Genomic DNA, 20,883 nt, shown 5'->3' with positions numbered 1-20,883 from the left:
TTTGGGCTACACCGAGAGCGGCACCGTCAGTCTGTGGTGTTTGTCGTACACTTCAACGCGATTACGGCCCTGTTTTTTTGCCACATACAGGGCCTTGTCCGCTTGTTCCAGCAGCAAATTACCGTCTTCACTAAAATTGAGCCACTGGGTACGTGCGGGTTGTTCCTTTGGGGATTGCGCATGATGGGCGCCCAGTGAGGCAATGCCTATGCTCACTGTCATCAAGCGGTGTCCGGCAAAACGGATATCCAGCGCCATGATTTTTTGCCGGATGCGCTCGGCAATTTTGACGGCTTCCGCTTGCGTGGTTTGGCCCAGTACCAATACAAACTCTTCTCCACCGTAGCGTGCAGCCAGATCTCCTGGCCGGTTACTAAAGCCTTGCAGAATGGTGGCGACTTGGCGCAAACAGTCATCGCCAGCGGCATGCCCCATGCTGTCATTGAGTTGCTTGAAGTGATCCGCATCGACCATCATCACACTCAGGCTGGATTGATGGCGGATCGCGCGTGACCACTCATCCCGCATGAATTGCTCCAGTCGACGGCGGTTGGCGAGGCCGGTGAGCGGGTCTGTCAGTGTGAGGGCAGAAATTCGGTCTTCGACCTGCTTGTGATGCGTGATATTGGTGAGGGTCAGCAAAAAGCACGGGCCCTGCTCTGCGAGGCTGCTTTGCATCGGCTGCAAATTCAAGGTCAGCCAGGTCGGCTCCTGGGTTGGGGTGTGGCAGAGGTAATCAATACTGAAATGGTCACGTGCCCCACTTAATACCTGTTGAACGCCCTCCAGCAAGGCTGGCTGGTTGGTGTCTTCATTGGCCTTGCAAATATCGAGATAGGCGATGCCAAACCAGTCTGTGTCAAGTTGCAGGCCGTAAAACAGGCCAAAGCTGCGCCAAGCCTGATTCACATAGAGAATGCTGCTTGCTTCATCAATCACTGCCACTTGCAATGATAATGTATCCAGAATACCACTCAGTAATTGCTCTGCAACGTTCACAAAATATCCGATGGGCGGGGGGCTTGAATGATTTAAAGTTTTTAAGTTTTCAACTCTATTCTATTCAAGGCCACGATGACTGTCTAACGCTAACTGCTCAAAATGAGCATCAAAATTGCTTGTTTTAGGATATCCACGACAAAAGGAGTCCAAAAAATGACTGTTCGGATCGGCATAAACGGGTTTGGCAGAATTGGGCGCATGGTGCTCAGAGCCGCTTTAAATCAGGCAGAGTTCAAAGATGTGGAGGTGGTGGCGATCAACGGCATCGAGGCGCCCGAGCAGATGTTGTATATGCTCAAGTACGATTCGGTGCACGGTCGTCTCGCATACGATGCACAGTTAGAGGGCGAATCGCTGGTGGTGAATGGCAAGCCCATCCGGTTGACGGCACATCGTGATCCGGCGCAGATTGACTGGGCCAGTGCAAACGTGGATGTGGTGGTGGAGTGTACTGGTGTCTTTCTGACCAAGGAAACCTGTGCTGCACACATCAATGGGGGCGCGCGCATTGTCGTCCAATCAGCGCCAGGGAAGGACGACACGCCTATGTATGTCTATGGCGTCAATCATTACCATTATCGCGGTGAAGAAATTGTTTCTGCCGCCTCTTGCACCACCAATGGCCTGGCGCCTATGGCCAAGGTGTTGCATGACCATTTTGGCATCAAACGTGGATTGATGACCACTATTCATGCGGCCACGGCGACTCAAAAAACGGTGGATGGGACGTCGAACAAAGATTGGCGGGGAGGTCGCGGCGTCTTTGATAACATTATTCCTTCAAGTACCGGGGCGGCCAAGGCCGTCGGTAAAGTGATTCCGGCCCTCAACAAAAAGTTAACCGGCATGGCCATGCGTATTCCGTCGGCAGATGTGTCGGTGGTTGACCTGACGGTCGAGTTGCAGCAAAAAACCACTTATGAAGACATCTGCGCCGTGATGAAGTACGCCGCAGAGCGAGATTTGAAGGGGGTGCTGGGGTATACCGATGAGGCCGTGGTTTCCAGTGATTTCAGAGGCTACCCAGCTGCCAGCGTGTTTGATGCATCGGCTGGCATTATGCTGGACCCCTCTTTTGTGAAGCTGGTAGCCTGGTACGACAATGAGTATGGTTATACCTGCAATTTGCTGCGCCTGACGCGCTATGTGGGCTATGCCAAGCTGTGCATGACCAATTTGCCTGATCCAGTCGAGATTGAAGAGGTGGCCGCTTAGCGAGACGGCCTCCATTTGTGGGCTGATGTCGTTAACGGACAATTTATTCGCCTGCAAGGGCGTGGCGCATTTATAATGCGGTTTTTACTTTTGTGATCACGATTATGTCAGCGCCATTGCTCGAAACTTCTATCAAGAGTCTGAAAAAACTGCACCAGGGGAAGGTGCGTGATATCTACGATATCGACGCGCAGACCATGCTGCTGGTCAGTACAGATCGCTTGAGTGCTTTTGATGTGATTTTGCCCACGGGGATTCAACACAAGGGCGCGATGCTGACGCAAATGGCTAACTTCTGGTTTGAGCAATTGCAGAGTGTGGTGCCTAACCACTTGACCGGGATCGCGCCGGAATCTGTAGTCGCTCCGGATGAAGTGGCGCAGGTCAAAGGCCGTGCCGTGGTGGTCAAAAAACTCAAAGCTTTGCCATTGGAAGCGATTGTGCGCGGGTATCTGGTGGGCAGCGGCTGGAAAGAGTATCAGGCCAAGGGCACGGTGTGTGATATTCCGCTGCCTGCAGGCCTGCAACTGGCGCAGCAGTTGCCACAACCTTTGTTTACCCCTTCGAGCAAGGCGGCGGTAGGCGAGCATGATGAAAATATCAGCATTGCCCAGGTGGAAGCCCTGATTGGTAAAGCGATCACGGCCCAGGTCGAGCAGGCGGCAATTGCGTTGTATACGCGTGCGGCCGAGTATGCGCGTACCAAAGGTATCATCATTGCCGATACCAAGTTTGAATTTGGTGTGGATGCGCAAGGGGTATTGCATGTGATGGACGAGGTGCTGACGCCTGATTCTTCACGCTTCTGGCCTGCAGACCAATATCAGGTGGGCAGCAACCCGCCCAGCTACGATAAACAGTATGTGCGTGACTGGCTTGAAAGTTGTGGTTGGGACAAGACGCCACCCGGCCCGGAATTACCAGCTGACGTGGCACAACGCACCTCGGACAAGTACATGGAGGCATTTGCCAAACTCACCGGTCGCACCCTGCAGGTGGATTGACTGCTGAATCGGTCAAGGGCGATGGGGTTTCGTGCACAACTGGTGACGCTGGGTCAACGCTTTAAACAAGAGGTCTTGTTTTATCGCGCATTGCTTGCACATCCGCAAACGCCCTGGTTAGCCAAAGCGTTATTATGGCTAGCCTTGGCGTATCTGGTGTTGCCGTTTGATCTGATCCCCGACTTTATTCCGCTAATTGGCCAGCTTGATGAGTTGGTGATTATTCCGCTGTTACTGTATCTCGCGCTCAAGCTGATTCCTGTGACGATCAGGCAGGCATGCCGCGATGCGGTCGCGGCTGAGCAGGATCAAAAATAGTGTTGTTTGCCAGCAAATGTTCATATTAATCGCCTATAATGGCGATTTTTTTATAGGGATAGGTTTAAAAACATGTCTTTGAATTTGGTGCCTAGCGGCAAAGATTTGCCCCACGACTTTAACGTCATTATCGAGATCCCAGCCAATGGTGATCCAGTGAAATATGAAGTAGATAAAGAAAGCGGCGCGTTGTTCGTCGATCGCTTTATGGGCACCTCCATGCAGTATCCATGTAACTATGGTTACATTCCACATACCCTGGGCGATGATGGAGACCCGGTGGATGTGCTGGTGATTACGCCAGTGCCTTTGTTGCCAGGTGTGGTCGTGCGTTGCCGTGCATTGGGCATGCTGAAAATGACGGACGAAGCGGGTGGTGATGCCAAAGTGCTGGCGGTGCCGGTTGAGAAAGTCTGCGGCCTCTATGCTTATCAAAAAACATTGACCGATGTATCGCCTTGGCGCCTGGATATGATTGCGCACTTCTTTGAACACTACAAAGATCTGGACAAGGGTAAGTGGGTGAAAATTGAAGGTTGGGTGGGGATTGAAGATGCCCACAAGGAAATCGTGGATGGGGTTGCCCGTTACAACAAGGCCGAAGTGAAGCCAGCGTTTTAAAGTGAAGCCAGCGTTCTAATTTGTTGCAACGCGCACAACAAAGCCGGGTCGTTCGCCCGGCTTTTTGCTTTATGAACGCTTAAAATCCAAGGTCAATGTAATAAGGGCACGATCAGCAGCGCAACAATATTGATGATCTTGATCAGTGGGTTCACAGCTGGGCCCGCCGTATCCTTGTAAGGGTCGCCAACGGTATCGCCTGTCACGGCCGCCTTGTGCGCATCAGACCCTTTGCCGCCATAATGGCCATCCTCAATGTATTTCTTGGCGTTATCCCAGGCGCCACCACCAGTGCACATCGAGATGGCGACAAATAAGCCGGTCACGATGGTGCCCATCAACAAGCCGCCCAGTGCGACTGGCCCCAGAACCAGTCCGACCACAATCGGTGCTGCCACCGGCAGCAGAGAGGGCAACATCATTTCCTTGATGGCTGCGCTGGTCAGCATATCCACGGCTTTGCCGTATTCAGGTTTGGCTGTGCCCTCCATAATGCCTTTGATTTCGCGAAACTGGCGGCGGACTTCTTCAACCACACTGCCTGCGGCACGACCTACCGCTTCCATGGCCATGGCGGCAAACAGATATGGAATCAAGCCGCCGATAAACAAGCCTATGATGACTTTGGGGTCGCTCAAATCAAAGCTGGCAGTGATACCGGCGCTTTCAAGCTTGTGTGTGTAGTCTGCAAACAGGACCAACGCTGCCAGGCCTGCGGAGCCAATGGCATAGCCTTTGGTGACCGCTTTGGTGGTGTTGCCTACAGCATCCAGCGGGTCAGTCACCTCGCGGACACTGCTAGGCAATTCAGCCATTTCGGCAATCCCGCCTGCGTTATCGGTGATCGGGCCGTAAGCATCCAAAGCCACGACAATGCCTGCCATACTGAGCATGGCCATGGCGGCAATGGCTACCCCATACAGTCCTGCCAGGTGAAAAGCGACATAAATCGCAATACACACCGAGAGTACAGGCAGGGCGGTGGACTTCATCGATACGCCTATCCCGGCAATAATATTGGTGGCATGGCCGGTGGTAGAGGCTTGCGCCACGTGTTTGACCGGCGCGTAATCGGTCCCAGTGTAGTATTCGGTAATCCATACCAGTGCCGCGGTCAGTCCCAGCCCTACCGCACAGGCGCCAAACAGGGCCAGGCTGGACACCGTGACTTCACCATGGGTATAGCCTTGCGGAAATACATATTGCGTGACAAAGTAAAACGCAATTAGCGAGAGGACGCCAGCGACCGCCAGGCCTTTGTATAGCGCGGGCATCACATTCTTCATACCGGGCGAGGCTTTGACAAAAAAGCAGCCAATAATTGAGGCGACGATGGAAACCGCACCTAGCAACAAGGGGTAAATGATGCCATTGGCACCTGCTTCTGTTGCCATCAGTCCCCCCAGTACCATGGTGGCAATCAGGGTCACCGCGTAAGTTTCAAACAGGTCAGCCGCCATGCCCGCGCAGTCACCCACATTGTCGCCGACATTGTCCGCAATCACAGCCGGGTTGCGGGGGTCATCTTCAGGAATACCAGCTTCTACCTTACCTACCAGGTCGGCCCCGACATCGGCCCCCTTGGTGAAAATGCCACCGCCCAAGCGCGCAAAGATAGAGATCAACGAGGAACCAAAAGCCAAGCCAATCAGTGGGTTCAGATCAGTCGCCTGCTCAGCACCCAGGTAGATATAAAACCCTGCCACCCCTAACAGTCCCAGGCCAACGACGAGCATGCCAGTGATTGCGCCGCCTTTAAACGCGACATCCAGAGCCGCCCCTATGCCATGCGTCGCGGCTTGGGCGGTCCGTACGTTTGCTTTCACCGAGACGTTCATGCCTATAAATCCGCAGGCACCGGAGAGAACCGCGCCAATCACAAAACCGATGGCAGTTTGCGGGTTTAGAAAAATACCGATCAAGATCGTCAAAACAACCCCAACCAGGGCAATCGTTTTGTATTGTCGGGAGAGATAGGCAGCAGCCCCTTGTTGAATGGCGCCGGCAATTTCTTGCATGCGGGCGTTCCCCGCGGGCAACCCTGAAATCCATTGACTCATTACGACGCCATACACTACCGCCAGAACGGCGGCACCAAGCGCTAACATTAGTGCAACTGACATGACTTCTCCTGTTCCTGATGAAACTGCGTTGAAGATAATGACTGCTCACCACCCTGTTGCCAGATTTGTTAATGGAATGTAACAGGTTGGGGCATTATTGCACTATTAGTGTGCACCTACAATAGCGTGTAATAGCGGAGCATACGTACTCTGATTGCAGAGATGGCCGGGTTCCCGGCTGGCAGGTGAGGTTGGCTCAGTCTTGACGCTGGTGATCGACAAACTCAAGCAGGGCCGCTTCCAGCGCAGGATTGTCGATTTGTTTGGCGCAACGTTCGAGTGCCGTTAAGGCGTGCTTGGACGGGGATTTGATGCGTTTGGTTTTGCTAGGCGGGCGAGATTTTACTTGCACTTTGACCTTAATTGCGTTAAGGTTTAAAGCCTTGATTTTCCGGGAGTTTTGACTAAATTCCTGGATTTTTCGCAGTAATTGGGCTTCCATTAGCCTGATTCTGCTGGCCACAGCGCCTGATTGCACTGCAATCGTTAGCGCCCCCTCTTGTAGGGCTAGCACATGCGAAAGCCTGGAAAATTCCGGGGCAACTGCAGACCAGCATTGTTGTAATTGCTGACGGTCATCCGCTTCTTGTAGTAGCGGTTTGAGCGCTTGATGATGTTTGAAAATCTGGTTGATTTTGAACATGGCCGGTTGTCCACAGAATGCTTGAATATTGTACACCACATCGCTGTCATGCATGTTTAGTCGGCATGCGGCGGGTGCATCGCGAGAGTTCGTAGCATGATTAATATCATTATTGTTTCAGAAAAAATGGCCAAGCCCAAAACATTGGGCGTGTTTGAAAGTGTCGGCTTGGTGCTGGCGCTGATTTTGGTGCCTATCGTGTTGACGCTGTTGTTTATCACACCGCAGCAGGTCATTAAATCACAAGGCGTTAAAGCTATGCTGCCGCCTCACTTGCGTGGTGCCATGTTGTCTACCCAAAATCACCTCGATGCTTATGCCAAGCAAATTGGCGAATTGCAGGCGCGTATTTTGCGGCTGGATGCGCAAAATCAGCGCTTGTCCAAATTGGCAGGCGTCAAATCGACTGCCGAGCCGATTAATGAAAGAACGCCGGTCAACGACATGATGGGCCGCGGGGGGCCGCTGGTAAAAGATTCTCCGCTGAGTGAGGAAGACCTGAAAGCAACCATTGAGCAAATGTCTGCAGACCTCGATTTGCGTGATGAGTATCAGGGCAAGCTTGAGGCCAAGTTGTTGCAAAAGAGCGTATTGCGCGAAATGCTGCCTAATAGTAGTCCGGTGGAAGCCGCGTATAGTTCGTCCAGTTATGGCTGGCGGATTGATCCCATGAGTGGCCATCGCGCTTTCCACGAAGGCCTGGATTTCCCAGCCTCGGTGGGGACGCCGGTTTATGCTGCCGCAGACGGTATTGTGACCACCGCGGTACAAACCGCAGACTATGGCAATTTGCTCAAGATTGACCATGGCGCGGGTCTTGAAACGCGCTATGCCCACAATTCGAAGTTATTGGTGAACCCGGGAGACCGTGTTACCAAGGGTCAAAAGATTGCCTTAATTGGCAGTACCGGACGCTCAACCGGGCCGCATTTGCATTATGAAATTCGTCTCAATGGCAACCCGCTGGACCCGCGTGAGTATCTCAAAAATCATTCCTGACCCAGTCAGGCAATACAATAATTGAGACAATCGCCCTCTATATCTTATACAATCTCTGTTTATTTCAATTAACACCGCGTCAGCGGAAATCGGTGTGACTCATGTTAGCCTCGTTGTTTAAAAAAGTATTTGGTAGCCGCAATGATCGGCTCGTCAAGCAGTACCAGCAAATCGTCAAACAAATCAATGCATTAGAGTCAGAAATCGCCGCACTCTCGGATGAGCAGTTGCGGGCCAAAACTGAGGAGTTCAAACAGCGTTATGCTGGCGGTGAGAGCCTGGAAAAGCTGTTGCCAGAAGCTTTTGCAGTTGTGCGTGAGGGCGGCAAGCGCGTGTTGGGGATGCGTCACTTCGACGTACAGCTGATCGGTGGCATGGTGCTCAACGCAGGCAAAATTGCCGAAATGCGTACCGGTGAAGGTAAAACCCTGGTGGCGACCTTGCCGACTTATTTGAATGCCTTGACCGGTAAAGGCGTACATGTGGTGACGGTCAACGACTATCTGGCCAAGCGTGACGCCGAATGGATGGGCAAACTGTATAACTTCCTGGGTCTGAGCGTAGGCATTAACCTGTCTCAAATGACGCATGATGCCAAGCAGCTGGCCTATGCGGCAGACATTACCTACGGGACCAATAACGAGTTCGGCTTTGATTACCTGCGCGACAACATGGTGTTTAGCAAAGAGGAGCGCGTACAGCGTCCTTTGCATTATGCGCTGGTGGATGAGGTGGACTCTATCCTGATCGATGAAGCGCGTACGCCCTTGATTATTTCCGGCCAGGCGGAACACAGCGTGGATTTGTATGGCGCCATCAATGAAGTGGCCAAGCAATTGGTGCGTCAGCAAGCCGAAGAGGGTGAAGGCGACTTCTGGGTAGATGAAAAAGCCCAGAGTGTGACCATGAGTGAAGCCGGGCATGAGCATGCCGAGCAATTGCTGGAACAAACCGGCTTGCTGGCGGCGGGTTCAAGCCTGTATGAACCGGCGAATATTACGCTGGTGCATCATTTGTATGCCTCCTTGCGCGCACAAAATCTCTATCATCGCGATCAGCATTATGTCGTGCGTAACGGCGAGATCGTCATCGTCGATGAGTTTTCTGGCCGCATGATGCCGGGCCGCCGCTGGTCTGATGGCCTGCATCAGGCAGTCGAAGCCAAAGAAGGCGTGACCATCCAGAAAGAAAACCAGACCCTGGCTTCGATCACGTTCCAGAACTATTTCCGCATGTATCAAAAGCTGAGCGGCATGACCGGGACGGCTGATACCGAGGCCTATGAGTTTAACCAGATTTATGGCTTGGAAACCGTGGTGATCCCAACCCACAGACCGGTACAGCGCCTGGACGCGATGGACAAGGTCTACCGCACGGCGATGGAAAAATACAAAGCCGTCATTGAGGATATCAAACAGTGTCAGGCCAAAGGTCAGCCTGTGCTGGTCGGGACCACTTCGATTGAAAACTCCGAACTGATTTCCAAGCTCCTGACTCAGGCCAAGCTTGAACATCAGGTATTGAATGCCAAACAGCATGAGCGCGAAGCAAGCATCGTGGCAGAGGCCGGTCGTCCAGGCGTGATTACCATTGCCACTAACATGGCTGGCCGCGGTACCGATATTGTGCTCGGCGGTAATTCGGAAAATGAAATTCATGCTATCCAGCAGGATGAAAAACTGTCTGAGGCAGAAAAAGCTGGCAAAATTGCCCAGCTCAAAGCCGAGTGGCAGCAGCGCCATGATGCCGTGCTGGCCGCGGGTGGTTTGCATATCATCGGCACCGAGCGTCACGAATCTCGCCGTGTAGATAACCAGCTGCGTGGACGAGCAGGCCGTCAGGGCGATCCAGGCTCCAGCCGCTTCTATCTGTCGCTTGAAGATCCATTGTTGCGTATTTTCTCCGGTGAGCGCGTGGCAGCGATTATGACCCGCCTCAACATGCCGGAAGGTGAAGCGATTGAACATGCCATGGTGACGCGCGCCATTGAAAACGCGCAACGCAAGGTTGAAGGCCGTAACTTTGACATCCGCAAGCAATTGCTGGAATACGATGATGTCTCCAATGACCAGCGCAAGGTGATATACGAACAGCGCAATGAGTTGCTAGAGTCTATTGATGTCGGCCAAACGATTCATGCCATGCGCGAAGACGTCATCAACAGCTTGTTTAATACTTACGTTCCTCCAGGCAGCGTGGAAGAGCAATGGGAAGTCCCAGCGCTCGAGCAGGCTTTGCAGGCTGAGCTTGGTTTGACCTTGCCAGTGGCGGAATGGCTGGAAACCAACCCTGACCTGCATGAGGAAACCTTGCGTGAGCGTATCCTCAATGCAGCCAACGAGCTGTATGGCTCCAAGGAAGCACTTGCAGGCAATGACAACATGCGTAATTTCGAGCGATCCGTCATGTTGCAAAGCCTGGATAACCACTGGCGCGAGCATTTGGCGGCGCTGGATCATCTGCGCCAAGGCATTCATTTGCGTTCTTATGCGCAAAAGAACCCCAAACAGGAATACAAGCGTGAAGCGTTTGAGCTGTTTGAGTCGCTGTTGAATACGGTGAAAAGTGAAGTCACCAAGATCACCATGCAGGTGCAGATTCGTTCCCGCGAAGAGCTTGAGGCCGAAGAACGCCGTGCAGAAGAAGCCATGCGCGCCGCCGAGGTGGCAAATGTGCAGTATCAACACACGGATTACGACTCTGCATTAGCGACTACAGATGCAAGCGCCGCGGAATCTTTGAATGTGCCTGAAGGCGTACGTGTTGGGCGTAATGACCCTTGTCCATGTGGCTCTGGCAAAAAATATAAAAATTGCCACGGTGCTTTGAGCTAGGGTAAGTTTGAAAGGAAATCAGCATGTCAGAACAGGAAATTGCCTCACCATGTGTCGGGGTGTGCAGCATGGACGAAGTGAGTGGTTTTTGCCAGGGCTGCTTTAGAACGCTAGAGGAAATCCGCCAATGGTGGGATCTGGATAATGCGGCCAAAGCCGAAGTCATCAAAACGGCAGCGGCACGTGAGGCGGCAGTATTTGGCGAATAACTCACTTTTGCAGGATTCAAGACACAAATAAAAAAGTCGGCAGTTGCCGACTTTTTTATTTGTGTGCGTTGTTTTGAGCTGATTGAGGGCTGATTTAGCTGAAGCCTGGTGAATGATTTGTGACGCAAACAGTCATTCTCAATCTCAAATAAAGTGATTATTTTACATATCACCCATTGGCTGGTCGGCGAGTGCTTTGGATTGTGCGTCCAACTTGGTAATGACCATGTTCAACGAGGCATTTAACTCTTTTAAAGCTTCGATATCCAGTGTGTGCAAGACTTGCGGCAGAATGCCATCTACTGGTTTCGGTGCCTTGGCGAGCACCGCGTGCCCAGCATCAGTCACAATCAGGCCGACTTTGCGTTGGTCTTCGCTTTGACGCTGTTTTTGCACCAATTGTTTTTTGACCAGTTTTTCGACGAGCAAGCTACAGGTGGATTGATGGATGGCCAGATTTTCAGCCAGACGAGAAACACCTAATTCTGGGTGCGTGGCGATTTCGTGTAATAACCACAATTGCGAGCCTGAAATGCCACACGACACTTCAATCTCCCTGAAGTGTTGCCTCACGGTTCCAAAAATAATTCGAAATTGTTTTAAAGCTTCTTTGGCAAGAGTATTTTGCATGGTTAATTTAATGTAAATATTTATTTTTTTATTGTATCAGCTTCCCTGAATGTCCACCTGTTATGAGGTGGCGAATGTCGGGAAAAAATCCCGAACTGGGTTTATTTTAGACAAAAAAGTCCTTTTCGCGATAAATATTAATGATATTTATACTTTAAGGGTAATTGTTTACGTGGATTAATGAGCCCGGTGCGTATTAGTCCTGCGCTGGGGTAACGTCGATCGCTTGCGCCGCGGCCAGGGTCTGCAAGGTCTCTATTCCAAATTGAAGCAAAGTCTCGCGCGGCAGATCTGGCAGATGTTGGGACAATTCTAGCAAATGTTGTTCTGCAGTGGCTGGATGCAGATGTATCTGTTGTAACAATTGGTAGGTGATCACGTTGAGTTGGATAAAGCGTATCTGAAAATCTGGCGTACGATACACGAGCAGGTAAGTGTCAGCGGCAGGGAGATGTCGTTGCTTGCGCGACAGTTGATGCACCGGAAAAGCATAATGCAGCAGGCGATGCACGGCGGTCAGGCTGACGCGATGGGTGAGTCCAGGTACCAACGCTGTTTGCTCGGCCGCTGGCAATGGTGCTTCTGCCAGCTCGCGACTAAGCGCCAGTTCTATCCATTCATAATGGGCCAATTCAGTCGTGTATGGGGGCAGGTCAGCGGCTTGATGGGTGCTTAAAAAATCGACAAATCTGGCGGGAATATCCTGAAACAAGGGATTGGCAAATGTTTGCCCGGAGAAGCACTGCCGCGCCAGGCGTTGAAAGATGCGCTTGCCCAGGATGGACCTGAGCACAGGAAAACAGGCTTGCAGGCTAGTCAAAAACTGGTTAAAGACGATCTCCGTGTAAATGCGCATGCGTTTGCGGTCTACCCCATGCGGAGGGGCATGCTGCGCAGGCTGACGCAAATGGGCGGTAAAGTCGGCCTGGTAATCCTGAAAGGCAGGCATCAGGCCACCTCTGGCAGCATGTTTGCGTCGGTCAGCAATTGCGATTGCTGTGATTGCGCAATCCGCTTCACTTCAAGCATGACTTCGTTGAGTGCCGGAATATTGCTATCTCGCTCCAGCAGCGTTGGGAAGATCTTCAAGTTGCGATAGGCATGGGTGAGTAATTGCCACACCGGTTCAATGACCGCTTCGCCATGGGTGTCTACCAGTAAGTCAGGTTGCGCTTGCCAATGGCCGGCCAAGTGCCCGTACACCACACGCTCGGCTGGGATCTGGTCCAAAAAGGCATAAGGATCAAACTGAAAGTTGACGCTGTTGACATACAGATTGTTGATATCCAGATGCAGGTCGCAATTCGCCTCGGTCAATACGGCATTGATAAAGCTGATTTCATCCATGTCTGACATTGGTGCCGCCACGTAAAACGAGGTATTTTCAACGGCGATGCGCTGCTCCAGAATATCCTGCGTTTGCCGGATGCGTTGCGCCACATATTTCACCGCTTCATGCGTGAAGGGGATAGGCAGTAAATCATAAATATAACCATTGCTCAGGTCGCTGCAATAACTCAGGTGCTCGGTATAGAGTGGAATCTCGAAGTCTTTCAGAAACTGCTTAAGCTGTTTGAGAAAAGCGATGTTGAGCGGGTCTGGACCGCCCAACGATAAACACAAGCCGTGACACACCATGGGATAGCGTTGAACAAACCAGTCCAGCTCAGCCGCGTATTTGCCGCCAGCCTGTAACCAGTTTTCCGGGGCAATCTCTAAAAACTGCAGCGCGCTGAGCTGTGGCTCCCCATGCTGCCGCATCAGTTGGGGAATCAGCTCACGCTTGAGCCCCAAGCCCGCACCCTGAATCTCTGAGCGTAACGCCATGCGCTAGGGTCCCTCAGGATTTGCTGGCGTGACAGGCACCTTCTTTCATTTTCTCGGCAGAGCAGCCACCCTCCTTCATTTTTTCTGCTGAACAGCTGCCCTCTTTGCTTTTATGGTGGTGGCAAGAACCCTCTTTCATTTTCTCGGCAGAGCAGCTGCCTTCTTTCATCTTTTTCTTGTGTGCCCCACATTGGCCGCTCGCACATTTGCCTTCCTTGGCTTTGCTGTCTGTGGCTTCTGCCACCTGGTATCCTTGCGCGAGCGGTTTGATTTCAAACGGGTTGCTGGCGGCATGCGCGCTGACCGCTGCAATTGACAAGGCCACTGCACCTGTCATTAATGCCACATTTTTCTTTTTCATGATTTTTTCCTTCTTGCTCAGATTGAAAAGCGGACATCAGTAAAACTTGTCCAGTTGTTGTGTAATTCGTTCCTTGGCTGTTGCAGAGAGCGTCAGTGACTGATCGTCCGCCGCCTGTTGCTGCCAACTGGCGAGGTGACGGCGCATCCACAGCAGTTGCTGTTTAAAACGCCTGCAATAGACGCAAATGAGCAAATGCACTCTCACCGCCCACCGCTCACGCCAGTTGAGTGGACGGTCCAGTGATTGCGAGACCAGCAGGCTGGTTTGTTTGCAACTCAACATTTATTTTCTGTGCTACCTATGGTTACCAGTTCATCTCAAGACATTTTCGCAGACTCATGCGGGCGCGGTATAGCATGACCCAAGCATTGGTCGCGCTGATCTCGAGTACCTTACAAATTTCTTCATTCTCCATGTCATCGACTTCGCGCATGGTGAAAATCGCCGCCAGTTTTTGTGGCAGCCGCTCCATGCATTGTTGCAATATGGTCAGGAACTGGCTTTGTTGCAAGGCTTGCTGTGGCATATCCCACGCCTGCGGTTTTTCTGCCCAGTGCCCGGTTTCATCAAAAAACTCATCCATATTGGCATCTTCTTCGCTCATGAGTTCCGAGGCGGGCACTTCACGCAGTTGTTTGCGCAGACAGTCTATGATTTTATGCTTGAGGATGCCGGTCAGCCAGGTGCGTGGGCTGGAGTGTTCGGCAAAGTTTGGATTTTTGATGGCTGCAAGCAAGGTTTCCTGCACGACATCTTCAGCTTGATGACTGTCGCGCAAGCGGGCGAGGGCAAAACGGTAAAGATAGTCGCCATGTTCATTGAGCCAGTCATGCGGATTCGGTTTCATGGCGGCTATTGAATCATAGATTCAAGGGCGGTGGAATAGCGTTTGCAGGAGAGTGACGTAAGCTCCCATGGGTGTGACACACACTATCCCAGTTGCGACAGTCGTTCAGAATAGACTTTGCGTAGCAATGGCGCCAGCGTACTTACCTGCAAGGCTTTTTGCAGCAGCTTCTGGTCTCCTTCCCCGAGTTTTTGCAGTCCTAGTGCGGTGCGTATGCTGATGCCGTGCACGTCGCGCTGCAAAATCTGGATGTCGTCACCGGCTTGAATGAGGCCGACTTGCAGCACACGCAAGTAAAAACCGCTGTAGCCGCTACGCAAGAACTCATCCAGCATGTCGGGCTTGCCCACTTTGTGGCCGAATTTAAAGCACGGAATGCGCGGCATGGTCACTTGTACCTGCACCACATCCCCGATTTGCAGGATATCGCCGATACAGACGTCACTTTCGAGCAATCCTCGTACGGTGAGGTTTTCGCCAAAAGTGCCATACGCGAGTGTACTTTTTTGCCAGCGGTTTTGCCAATGCGCATAATGCTCAACCGGGTAGGCATACAAGGCCTGGTGTTCGCCGCCATGCACGGTCAAATCGGCCTGACCATCGCCCGCCAGGCCCAGCGCTTGCAAGGCAACCTGGCCTGTCAGGGGTGTTTTATAAATGCCAGTGAGGACGGGTTTGCCGTTGATGTGAACGGTTTGCGGCAAGGCCGCATTGACTGAAAGTAGTTTCATAGCAAGCTAGAGAGGGGAGTCGGTGATCTTGTCATGCTCGCATAAATCGCCTTGTGCTTTAATAAGTGATTCAACTTATCTTCCAGCATACGCACATACCAGGCCTTATTGACTGGGGGGCATGTCTGCGCGTTGTTCTATCAATTGCAAATAATGCGCGGCATCGAGACCGGTTTGATTGTGCTGCGCCAGCCAGATGGTTTCTGCCAGGCATTCGAGCAAGGCATGCTGGGCGGCGTGCTCTTCCTGAAAGCGGGTACACAGTTTGCCGTAGGCTTGCGTAATGCCGATCGGCTGGTTGATGCTGATTTGTTCCTGTATGGACAGATGCAAACTCATATGCAAAAACGGATTGGTTTCTCCCATTTCAGGGTAGTAAGCCTGTTGCAGGTAATGGGCTGGCTGGTCCAGGATGTCATGGTATTCGGGATGCATATGCATGATGCCCACGGCCATTTTCTCCAGCTCGGTCAAGGCTTGTAGCTGTTTGAATTTTGCCCAGGCATCAAAGAAAAACTGCCTCACTTCATCGCGGCTGGGATTAAACAAGGCCATGGCTAAACTCCTGCCGGTGGGGCAACCGGCTGTATCTGTTTGTCGTGAAATTCACATAAATCGGCGATGCAACATTCACCACATTTAGGGTTGCGGGCTGTGCAGGTATAGCGGCCATGCAGAATCAGCAAATGATGCGCATCTTTTAAAAAGGCTTTAGGCGTCGAGCTCAAAAAACGCTGTTCGACCTCGAGTACATTTTTACCCTGAGCCAGTTTGGTGCGGTTGCCGACGCGGAATAAATGGGTATCGACCGCAATGGTGGGTTGGCCAAAGGCGGTATTCAGGATCACATTAGCGGTTTTGCGGCCAACCCCGGCCAGGGCTTCGAGCGCTTCTCGGGTATCTGGAACTTCACCGTCATGCAAGGTCAGCAATTGCTCGCAACATTTGAGCACGTTTTGGGCTTTGGCATGATACAAGCCTATGGTTTTGATATAACTTTCCAGGCCTTCGACCCCAAGTGCCAGGATGTTTGCCGGCGTATTGGCGACCTTGAACAGCTTGCGCGTGGCGATGTTCACGCCTTTGTCTGTCGCTTGTGCAGACAAAATCACCGCAATGAGCAACTCGAAGGTAGAGCTATGCTCGAGTTCTGTGGTGGGGTTGGGAATGGCCTGCGCCAGTCTTTCAAAAATGGCCTGTCTTTTTTGAGCATTCATCACAAGATTTCAATCTATTGGGGCAGCTTAGCTTGCCTGGCTTTAATACGCGCCAGCGCGGCTGCAATTGCCGCCTGTTTGAGTGCCTCGGTAGCGGTCGGGGTTGGCTGCGCGGTGTCGCTGGCCGGTCTCGTCTCCATCCGGGGCTGGTCTTTGGGATAGGTGTGGGCTGTTGCGTGATTTTCAAGCGCCAAGCGTTTTTGCCGCTGTTGATGGCGGCGTCTTGCCAGGTCGGATTCTGCGGGAGACATTGCCATCTGCCGCCCCGGCACGGCTTGCAGGCTGATGCAATCGACCGGACAGGGCGGCAGGCACAATTCACAGCCGGTGCATTCCTGCGCGATCACCGTATGCATTTGCTTGGAGGCGCCGACGATGGCATCAACCGGGCAGGCCTTGATACACAGCGTACAGCCAATGCAGGCGTCTTCATCAATCACGGCCACCAGTTTGCCTTTGGTCACGCCATGTGCGGGATTGAGCGCTTGGTAGGGTTGGTTGAGCAAGGCGGCCAGTGCGTGTATGCCAGCGTCGCCGCCAGGCGGGCACTGGTTGATGTTTGCCTCGCCGCGAGCAATGGCGCCAGCGTAGGGTCGGCAGCCGTTATATCCACATTGGCCGCACTGGGTTTGTGGCAGCAGGGCATCAATTTGACTGATCAATGGCTCTAGTCTGGCAGGGTTCTCTGGCGCGGTTACGCCTGTCTGCGTGAGGTCTGCTGATGGCTGTGCGGAAGGCGGCATGGAGCTTGGACGAGCGTTAATCCGAATGGATTGATTATAACTGAAAGGGTGCGTTACTCAGGACTTTATGCCGTATCCCCACTGTTTAAATCTATGCTGCTGGCAGGATTATGGAGTCACAGACGCCTTGCAAGTGGTTCTTTGGCGTTCATGCGTATAATCAGTTAAAATATTGGCTTTATTATTGAATGGCGTTAGGTATGTTGACGGGCAGTTTGGTCGCAATTGTGACCCCGATGTTTGAAGATGGTCGTTTGGATCTGGACGCACTCAAAAAGCTGATCGACTTTCATGTCGATGCCGGTACGGACGGTATTGTGATTGTCGGGACGACCGGTGAGTCCCCCACCGTAGACGTAGACGAGCATTGCCTGCTGATTAAAACCACGGTGGATTATGTCGCCAAGCGGGTGCCGGTGATTGCCGGTACTGGTGCTAACTCTACCGCTGAAGCCATTGCTTTAACTGCCAAAGCCAAAAGTTTGGGTGCGGATGCCTGCCTGCTGGTCGCACCTTATTACAACAAACCTTCACAAGAGGGCTTGTATCAGCACTTTAAAGCAGTGGCTGAAGCCGTCGATATCCCGCAAATTTTATACAATGTGCCTGGCCGCACCGGGTGCGACCTGAGCAATGACACTGTGTTGCGCCTGGCGCAGCTACGCAACATCGTCGGCATCAAAGATGCGACAGGAGGCATTGAGCGGGGCACCGATTTGCTGCTGCGCGCGCCATCAGATTTTGCGGTCTACAGTGGCGATGATGCCTCAGCACTGGCGCTGATGTTGCTGGGTGGCAAAGGGGTTATTTCCGTGACGGCGAATGTGGCACCGAAACTGATGCACGAAATGTGCGTGCAGGCCTTGAGTGGCAACCTGGTTGCCGCCAAGGCGGCCAATGCCAAACTGTTTGCCCTGCACCAGAAACTGTTTGTTGAGGCCAACCCCATCCCCGTGAAATGGGTATTGCAACAAATGGGCTTGATCGGTACCGGGATCCGTCTGCCGCTGGTCAATTTGTCGGGCCAGTATCATGAAGTATTGCGTCACGCCATGCAGCAGGCAGAAATCGCCGCTGTTTGAGCGTGCAAAGACTAATTTAGGATAAGGCTAGTGAAACACATGAGTCATGTATGGTTACAACGCGCAGTGCTGTTCAGTCTGGTGACTGTGTTGGCCGCCTGCGATTCTATCCCGTTTATGAACAACAGTTCGGACTACAAGGGGGCCAGTCGTTCCAAGCCACTTGAAGTGCCGCCTGACCTGACGTCGGTCCGCACCAGCAGCACCTACAATGTGCCAGGCGCCACCAGCTATTCGGCTTATAGCCAAAACCAGGAAGCGCAAGAGCAGAATGGTCCGCAGCCCGTGCTGGCTGACATGAAAAATGTGCGTATGGTCAAAGCGGGTTCCCAGCGCTGGCTGGTGGTGAATGCGCCACCGGAAAAAATCTGGCCGCTGGTGCGTGATTTCTGGCTTGATCAAGGCTTTGCCGTCCGTGTCGAGAATCCTGAACTTGGGGTGATCGAGACAGAGTGGTTGCAGTCGGATGCCATCAAGCCCAAAGAGGACAACCGTGGGTATGGCGAAAAGTTTGATGCCTGGCTGGATAAGCTCTCCGGCTTTGCTGACAGACGTAAGTTCCGTACCCGTTTGGAGCGCGGCGAAAAAGAGGGTACCACTGAAATTTATATGACGCACCGTACCGTTGCCGGTGCGCCAGATGATGGCAAAAACTACGTCACCACTCAGTTAGGGGTGATTGATACCGGCTATCGTCCGAATGCGGCTGATAACAAAAATAATGCAGGGAAAGAGTTTGATGCTGATCTGGATGCGGAGTTGTTGCGCCGAATGATGGTCAAGCTTGGTCTGGATGAGCAGAAAGCCGATCAAGTAATGACGCAGGCGGTTTCGGACAAGCGCGCCGATGTGGTAAAAGAGCCGGACCAGAGCGTGACGCTCAAACTTAATGAGCCGTTTGACCGTGCATGGCGCCGTGTGGGCCTGGCGCTGGACCGTATTGGTTTTGTGACCGAGGATAAAAACCGCTCTGAAGGTATTTTCTATGTGCGTTATGCAGATACGGATGCTGAGGACCCGATCAAGCAGAAAAAAGGCTTGCTGGAGCGCTTGAAATTCTGGAGCAGTGACGATGATGAGAAGAGTAATGCACCGGCCGAGGTTAAATCCGGTGATAAAAGCAAATTCTGGAAAGGCACGTCCGATGGTGACAAGTCGAGCAAGCAATACCATATCCAGGTGCTGGAAAATGCCGATGACACCACCGATGTGTATGTGTTGACGCCTGACAACAAACGCAATACCTCCACTACGGCAAACCGCATTATTTCGCTGTTGTATGATCAATTGAAATAAGCGGGTCCGCGCGTGCGATTTGCATCATTGGGCAGTGGCAGCGCAGGCAATGCCACGCTGGTAGAAGCCGGGGAAACCCGGCTTTTGCTTGACTGCGGCTTTAGTGTCAAGGATACCGTGCAGCGTCTGGCGCGCTTGCAGTTGGCCCCTGAGCAACTGACTGGCATCCTGGTGACGCATGAGCACGACGATCATGCGCGAGGCGCGTTTAAACTGGCTGCACGTTACCAGATCCCAGTCTGGCTCACGCATGGCACCTACCGCATGTGCGAGCGCTATTTGCCTAGCCAGGCGGTGACGGTAAAGCTGATTGATGCCCATACGTCATTTGCCCTGCAAGACATAGAGGTCCATCCCTATCCTGTGCCACATGATGCCCGCGAACCCGCACAATTTGTGTTTACGGATGGCGAGCACAAGCTGGGTGTGCTTACAGATGTTGGCAGTGTGACCCCGCACATCGTGGCCATGCTACAGGCGTGTGATGGCTTGCTGCTTGAGTGCAATCATGATCTGGAGATGTTGCGCACCGGACCTTATGCACACTCGCTAAAAAAACGGGTAGGTGGCTGGTTGGGGCATCTGGACAATCAATCCAGTGCCCAGCTGCTGAGTCAGCTGGATAACCGCCGCCTCAAGCATCTGGTTGCTGCGCATTTAAGCGAGAAAAATAATACGCCTGCCTTGGCCAGGCAGGCGTTGAGTGAAGTCTTGCATTGTGCCAGTGACTGGATAGGCATTGCCCATCAGGCTGAGGGACTGGACTGGCGCGACTTGTAAGGCAAGCCAGTATGCCTCCGCCTAACTTAGTGCCACATGATCGCTAGTCTAGCACCATGATTTGCTCTGAGAGCCTGATCATGCGTTCCACAGGGGTCACCCAGACAATGCCATCTCCCACATTGCCGGTATGGGCTACCTCGACGATGGTTTGCAAGATGCCCTCTACCAGGTCATCCGGTACCACCATGTACAGATAGACTTTAGGGCTGTAATCGGTCAGCTCTTCGCGCACCCCGACACTCGGTTTTTGCAGGTGCGGACCGCAGCCTTCCATCTTGTTGACGGACATGCCGGGGAAGCCTTTGATATTGCGCAAGGCCGAGCGGATTTTAGGTAATCTCGCTGGTTGTACAACCGCTTTGATTTCTTTCATAAACAGTCACCCTGAATATTTT

Annotated in this window: 24 protein-coding genes; 10 read left to right on the top strand and 14 right to left on the bottom strand. The window is 52.5% G+C overall.

The genetic code is table 11. The features are described 5' to 3' along the window. Nucleotides 1-6: 6 nt before the first annotated feature. Entirely contained in the window at nt 7-999 is a 993-nt protein-coding gene (locus tag INP77_RS08635; protein ID WP_194748645.1) for a GGDEF domain-containing protein, read from the bottom strand. Between the two features lie 156 nt (nt 1,000-1,155). Between INP77_RS08635 and gap the strand changes: the two genes are divergently transcribed. The 4 genes from gap to ppa all read left to right on the top strand — a co-directional run bounded on the left by gap (nt 1,156) and on the right by ppa (nt 4,160). Further along, nucleotides 1,156-2,217, top strand: a complete 1,062-nt coding sequence (gene gap, locus INP77_RS08630) for a type I glyceraldehyde-3-phosphate dehydrogenase (RefSeq protein ID WP_194748644.1) — start codon at nt 1,156-1,158, stop codon at nt 2,215-2,217. Nucleotides 2,218-2,321: 104 nt separating this feature from the next. Continuing rightward, nucleotides 2,322-3,221: a phosphoribosylaminoimidazolesuccinocarboxamide synthase gene (locus INP77_RS08625; protein ID WP_194748643.1), complete on the top strand. Its 900-nt coding sequence runs from the start codon at nt 2,322-2,324 to the stop codon at nt 3,219-3,221. 21 nt (nt 3,222-3,242) lie between these two features. Beyond that, a complete protein-coding gene (locus tag INP77_RS08620) occupies nt 3,243-3,539 on the top strand; it encodes a YkvA family protein (protein ID WP_194748642.1) in 297 nt (98 codons plus the stop codon). Between the two features lie 72 nt (nt 3,540-3,611). After that, the gene (ppa, locus tag INP77_RS08615) at nt 3,612-4,160 is read left to right on the top strand and encodes an inorganic diphosphatase (protein WP_194748641.1); all 549 of its coding nucleotides are present in this window, start codon (nt 3,612-3,614) and stop codon (nt 4,158-4,160) included. 92 nt (nt 4,161-4,252) lie between these two features. Here the strand turns inward: ppa and INP77_RS08610 are convergent, their stop codons facing one another. Then, nucleotides 4,253-6,283, bottom strand: coding sequence for a sodium-translocating pyrophosphatase (locus INP77_RS08610; protein ID WP_194748640.1), 2,031 nt, complete (start codon nt 6,281-6,283; stop codon nt 4,253-4,255). 196 nt (nt 6,284-6,479) lie between these two features. Next, the gene (locus tag INP77_RS08605) at nt 6,480-6,980 is read right to left on the bottom strand and encodes a DUF721 domain-containing protein (RefSeq protein WP_228518830.1); all 501 of its coding nucleotides are present in this window, start codon (nt 6,978-6,980) and stop codon (nt 6,480-6,482) included. A gap of 42 nt (nt 6,981-7,022) precedes the next feature. On the opposite strand from INP77_RS08605, the gene INP77_RS08600 reads away from it, so the two are divergent. From INP77_RS08600 to INP77_RS08590, 3 genes are all read left to right on the top strand, one after another. Then, the gene (locus INP77_RS08600; protein ID WP_194748639.1) at nt 7,023-7,925 is read left to right on the top strand and encodes a M23 family metallopeptidase; all 903 of its coding nucleotides are present in this window, start codon (nt 7,023-7,025) and stop codon (nt 7,923-7,925) included. Nucleotides 7,926-8,026: 101 nt separating this feature from the next. After that, nucleotides 8,027-10,759: a preprotein translocase subunit SecA gene (gene secA, locus INP77_RS08595; RefSeq protein ID WP_194748638.1), complete on the top strand. Its 2,733-nt coding sequence runs from the start codon at nt 8,027-8,029 to the stop codon at nt 10,757-10,759. 23 nt (nt 10,760-10,782) lie between these two features. Further along, nucleotides 10,783-10,968: a DUF1289 domain-containing protein gene (locus INP77_RS08590; RefSeq protein WP_194748637.1), complete on the top strand. Its 186-nt coding sequence runs from the start codon at nt 10,783-10,785 to the stop codon at nt 10,966-10,968. Nucleotides 10,969-11,130: 162 nt separating this feature from the next. Here INP77_RS08590 and INP77_RS08585 read toward each other — a convergent pair whose 3' ends face one another. The 10 genes from INP77_RS08585 to rsxB form a co-directional block, all read right to left on the bottom strand. Beyond that, nucleotides 11,131-11,598: a MarR family winged helix-turn-helix transcriptional regulator gene (locus INP77_RS08585; protein ID WP_194748636.1), complete on the bottom strand. Its 468-nt coding sequence runs from the start codon at nt 11,596-11,598 to the stop codon at nt 11,131-11,133. A 196-nt stretch (nt 11,599-11,794) separates the two neighbouring features. Then, nucleotides 11,795-12,547, bottom strand: a complete 753-nt coding sequence (locus INP77_RS08580) for a DUF2063 domain-containing protein (protein WP_194748635.1) — start codon at nt 12,545-12,547, stop codon at nt 11,795-11,797. Then, nucleotides 12,547-13,425, bottom strand: coding sequence for a DUF692 domain-containing protein (locus INP77_RS08575; protein WP_194748634.1), 879 nt, complete (start codon nt 13,423-13,425; stop codon nt 12,547-12,549). Before INP77_RS08575 ends, INP77_RS08580 begins: the two co-directional genes overlap by 1 nt. 13 nt (nt 13,426-13,438) lie before the next feature. Further along, entirely contained in the window at nt 13,439-13,786 is a 348-nt protein-coding gene (locus INP77_RS08570) for a hypothetical protein (protein WP_194748633.1), read from the bottom strand. Nucleotides 13,787-13,822: 36 nt separating this feature from the next. After that, complete coding sequence (locus tag INP77_RS08565) at nt 13,823-14,071, bottom strand: zf-HC2 domain-containing protein (RefSeq protein ID WP_194748632.1); 249 nt, start codon at nt 14,069-14,071, stop codon at nt 13,823-13,825. Between the two features lie 22 nt (nt 14,072-14,093). Then, nucleotides 14,094-14,636 carry a sigma-70 family RNA polymerase sigma factor gene (locus INP77_RS08560; RefSeq protein WP_194748631.1) on the bottom strand — a complete coding sequence of 181 codons (543 nt, stop codon included), beginning with the start codon at nt 14,634-14,636 and terminating at the stop codon, nt 14,094-14,096. A gap of 83 nt (nt 14,637-14,719) precedes the next feature. After that, complete coding sequence (locus INP77_RS08555; protein WP_194748630.1) at nt 14,720-15,367, bottom strand: MOSC domain-containing protein; 648 nt, start codon at nt 15,365-15,367, stop codon at nt 14,720-14,722. Between the two features lie 105 nt (nt 15,368-15,472). Further along, nucleotides 15,473-15,922, bottom strand: a complete 450-nt coding sequence (locus tag INP77_RS08550; RefSeq protein WP_194748629.1) for a DUF1841 family protein — start codon at nt 15,920-15,922, stop codon at nt 15,473-15,475. 2 nt (nt 15,923-15,924) lie between these two features. Next, nucleotides 15,925-16,584 carry an endonuclease III gene (nth, locus tag INP77_RS08545; RefSeq protein ID WP_194748628.1) on the bottom strand — a complete coding sequence of 220 codons (660 nt, stop codon included), beginning with the start codon at nt 16,582-16,584 and terminating at the stop codon, nt 15,925-15,927. A 14-nt stretch (nt 16,585-16,598) separates the two neighbouring features. Further along, the gene (gene rsxB / locus INP77_RS08540) at nt 16,599-17,327 is read right to left on the bottom strand and encodes an electron transport complex subunit RsxB (protein ID WP_194748627.1); all 729 of its coding nucleotides are present in this window, start codon (nt 17,325-17,327) and stop codon (nt 16,599-16,601) included. A gap of 200 nt (nt 17,328-17,527) precedes the next feature. Between rsxB and dapA the strand changes: the two genes are divergently transcribed. The 3 genes from dapA to INP77_RS08525 are packed head-to-tail and all read left to right on the top strand — an operon-like array spanning nt 17,528 to nt 20,485. Continuing rightward, nucleotides 17,528-18,409: a 4-hydroxy-tetrahydrodipicolinate synthase gene (dapA, locus tag INP77_RS08535; RefSeq protein WP_194748626.1), complete on the top strand. Its 882-nt coding sequence runs from the start codon at nt 17,528-17,530 to the stop codon at nt 18,407-18,409. A 39-nt stretch (nt 18,410-18,448) separates the two neighbouring features. After that, nucleotides 18,449-19,705, top strand: a complete 1,257-nt coding sequence (gene bamC / locus INP77_RS08530) for an outer membrane protein assembly factor BamC (protein WP_194748625.1) — start codon at nt 18,449-18,451, stop codon at nt 19,703-19,705. Between the two features lie 12 nt (nt 19,706-19,717). After that, nucleotides 19,718-20,485 carry an MBL fold metallo-hydrolase gene (locus INP77_RS08525; protein ID WP_194748624.1) on the top strand — a complete coding sequence of 256 codons (768 nt, stop codon included), beginning with the start codon at nt 19,718-19,720 and terminating at the stop codon, nt 20,483-20,485. Nucleotides 20,486-20,528: 43 nt separating this feature from the next. Here INP77_RS08525 and INP77_RS08520 read toward each other — a convergent pair whose 3' ends face one another. Next, the gene (locus tag INP77_RS08520; RefSeq protein WP_194748623.1) at nt 20,529-20,861 is read right to left on the bottom strand and encodes a P-II family nitrogen regulator; all 333 of its coding nucleotides are present in this window, start codon (nt 20,859-20,861) and stop codon (nt 20,529-20,531) included. Nucleotides 20,862-20,883: the final 22 nt, after the last annotated feature.

The sequence above is a fragment of the Methylophilus sp. 13 genome (assembly GCF_015354335.1).
GTDB classification, from domain to species: domain Bacteria; phylum Pseudomonadota; class Gammaproteobacteria; order Burkholderiales; family Methylophilaceae; genus Methylophilus; species Methylophilus glucosoxydans.
The sequence above is the reverse complement of the archived record's forward strand: the minus strand, read 5'-3'. Positions and strand labels throughout refer to the sequence as shown.

Coding starts and splice junctions, on each gene's coding strand:
- gap (WP_194748644.1), top strand. CDS start 1,156: ATGACTGTTCGGATCGGCATAAACGGGTTTGGCAGAATTGGGCGCATG.
- INP77_RS08625 (WP_194748643.1), top strand. CDS start 2,322: ATGTCAGCGCCATTGCTCGAAACTTCTATCAAGAGTCTGAAAAAACTG.
- INP77_RS08620 (WP_194748642.1), top strand. CDS start 3,243: ATGGGGTTTCGTGCACAACTGGTGACGCTGGGTCAACGCTTTAAACAA.
- ppa (WP_194748641.1), top strand. CDS start 3,612: ATGTCTTTGAATTTGGTGCCTAGCGGCAAAGATTTGCCCCACGACTTT.
- INP77_RS08610 (WP_194748640.1), bottom strand. CDS start 6,283: ATGTCAGTTGCACTAATGTTAGCGCTTGGTGCCGCCGTTCTGGCGGTA.
- INP77_RS08605 (WP_228518830.1), bottom strand. CDS start 6,980: ATGCATGACAGCGATGTGGTGTACAATATTCAAGCATTCTGTGGACAA.
- INP77_RS08600 (WP_194748639.1), top strand. CDS start 7,023: ATGATTAATATCATTATTGTTTCAGAAAAAATGGCCAAGCCCAAAACA.
- secA (WP_194748638.1), top strand. CDS start 8,027: ATGTTAGCCTCGTTGTTTAAAAAAGTATTTGGTAGCCGCAATGATCGG.
- INP77_RS08590 (WP_194748637.1), top strand. CDS start 10,783: ATGTCAGAACAGGAAATTGCCTCACCATGTGTCGGGGTGTGCAGCATG.
- INP77_RS08585 (WP_194748636.1), bottom strand. CDS start 11,598: ATGCAAAATACTCTTGCCAAAGAAGCTTTAAAACAATTTCGAATTATT.
- INP77_RS08580 (WP_194748635.1), bottom strand. CDS start 12,547: ATGCCTGCCTTTCAGGATTACCAGGCCGACTTTACCGCCCATTTGCGT.
- INP77_RS08575 (WP_194748634.1), bottom strand. CDS start 13,425: ATGGCGTTACGCTCAGAGATTCAGGGTGCGGGCTTGGGGCTCAAGCGT.
- INP77_RS08570 (WP_194748633.1), bottom strand. CDS start 13,786: ATGAAAAAGAAAAATGTGGCATTAATGACAGGTGCAGTGGCCTTGTCA.
- INP77_RS08565 (WP_194748632.1), bottom strand. CDS start 14,071: ATGTTGAGTTGCAAACAAACCAGCCTGCTGGTCTCGCAATCACTGGAC.
- INP77_RS08560 (WP_194748631.1), bottom strand. CDS start 14,636: ATGAAACCGAATCCGCATGACTGGCTCAATGAACATGGCGACTATCTT.
- INP77_RS08555 (WP_194748630.1), bottom strand. CDS start 15,367: ATGAAACTACTTTCAGTCAATGCGGCCTTGCCGCAAACCGTTCACATC.
- INP77_RS08550 (WP_194748629.1), bottom strand. CDS start 15,922: ATGGCCTTGTTTAATCCCAGCCGCGATGAAGTGAGGCAGTTTTTCTTT.
- nth (WP_194748628.1), bottom strand. CDS start 16,584: ATGAATGCTCAAAAAAGACAGGCCATTTTTGAAAGACTGGCGCAGGCC.
- rsxB (WP_194748627.1), bottom strand. CDS start 17,327: ATGCCGCCTTCCGCACAGCCATCAGCAGACCTCACGCAGACAGGCGTA.
- dapA (WP_194748626.1), top strand. CDS start 17,528: ATGTTGACGGGCAGTTTGGTCGCAATTGTGACCCCGATGTTTGAAGAT.
- bamC (WP_194748625.1), top strand. CDS start 18,449: ATGAGTCATGTATGGTTACAACGCGCAGTGCTGTTCAGTCTGGTGACT.
- INP77_RS08520 (WP_194748623.1), bottom strand. CDS start 20,861: ATGAAAGAAATCAAAGCGGTTGTACAACCAGCGAGATTACCTAAAATC.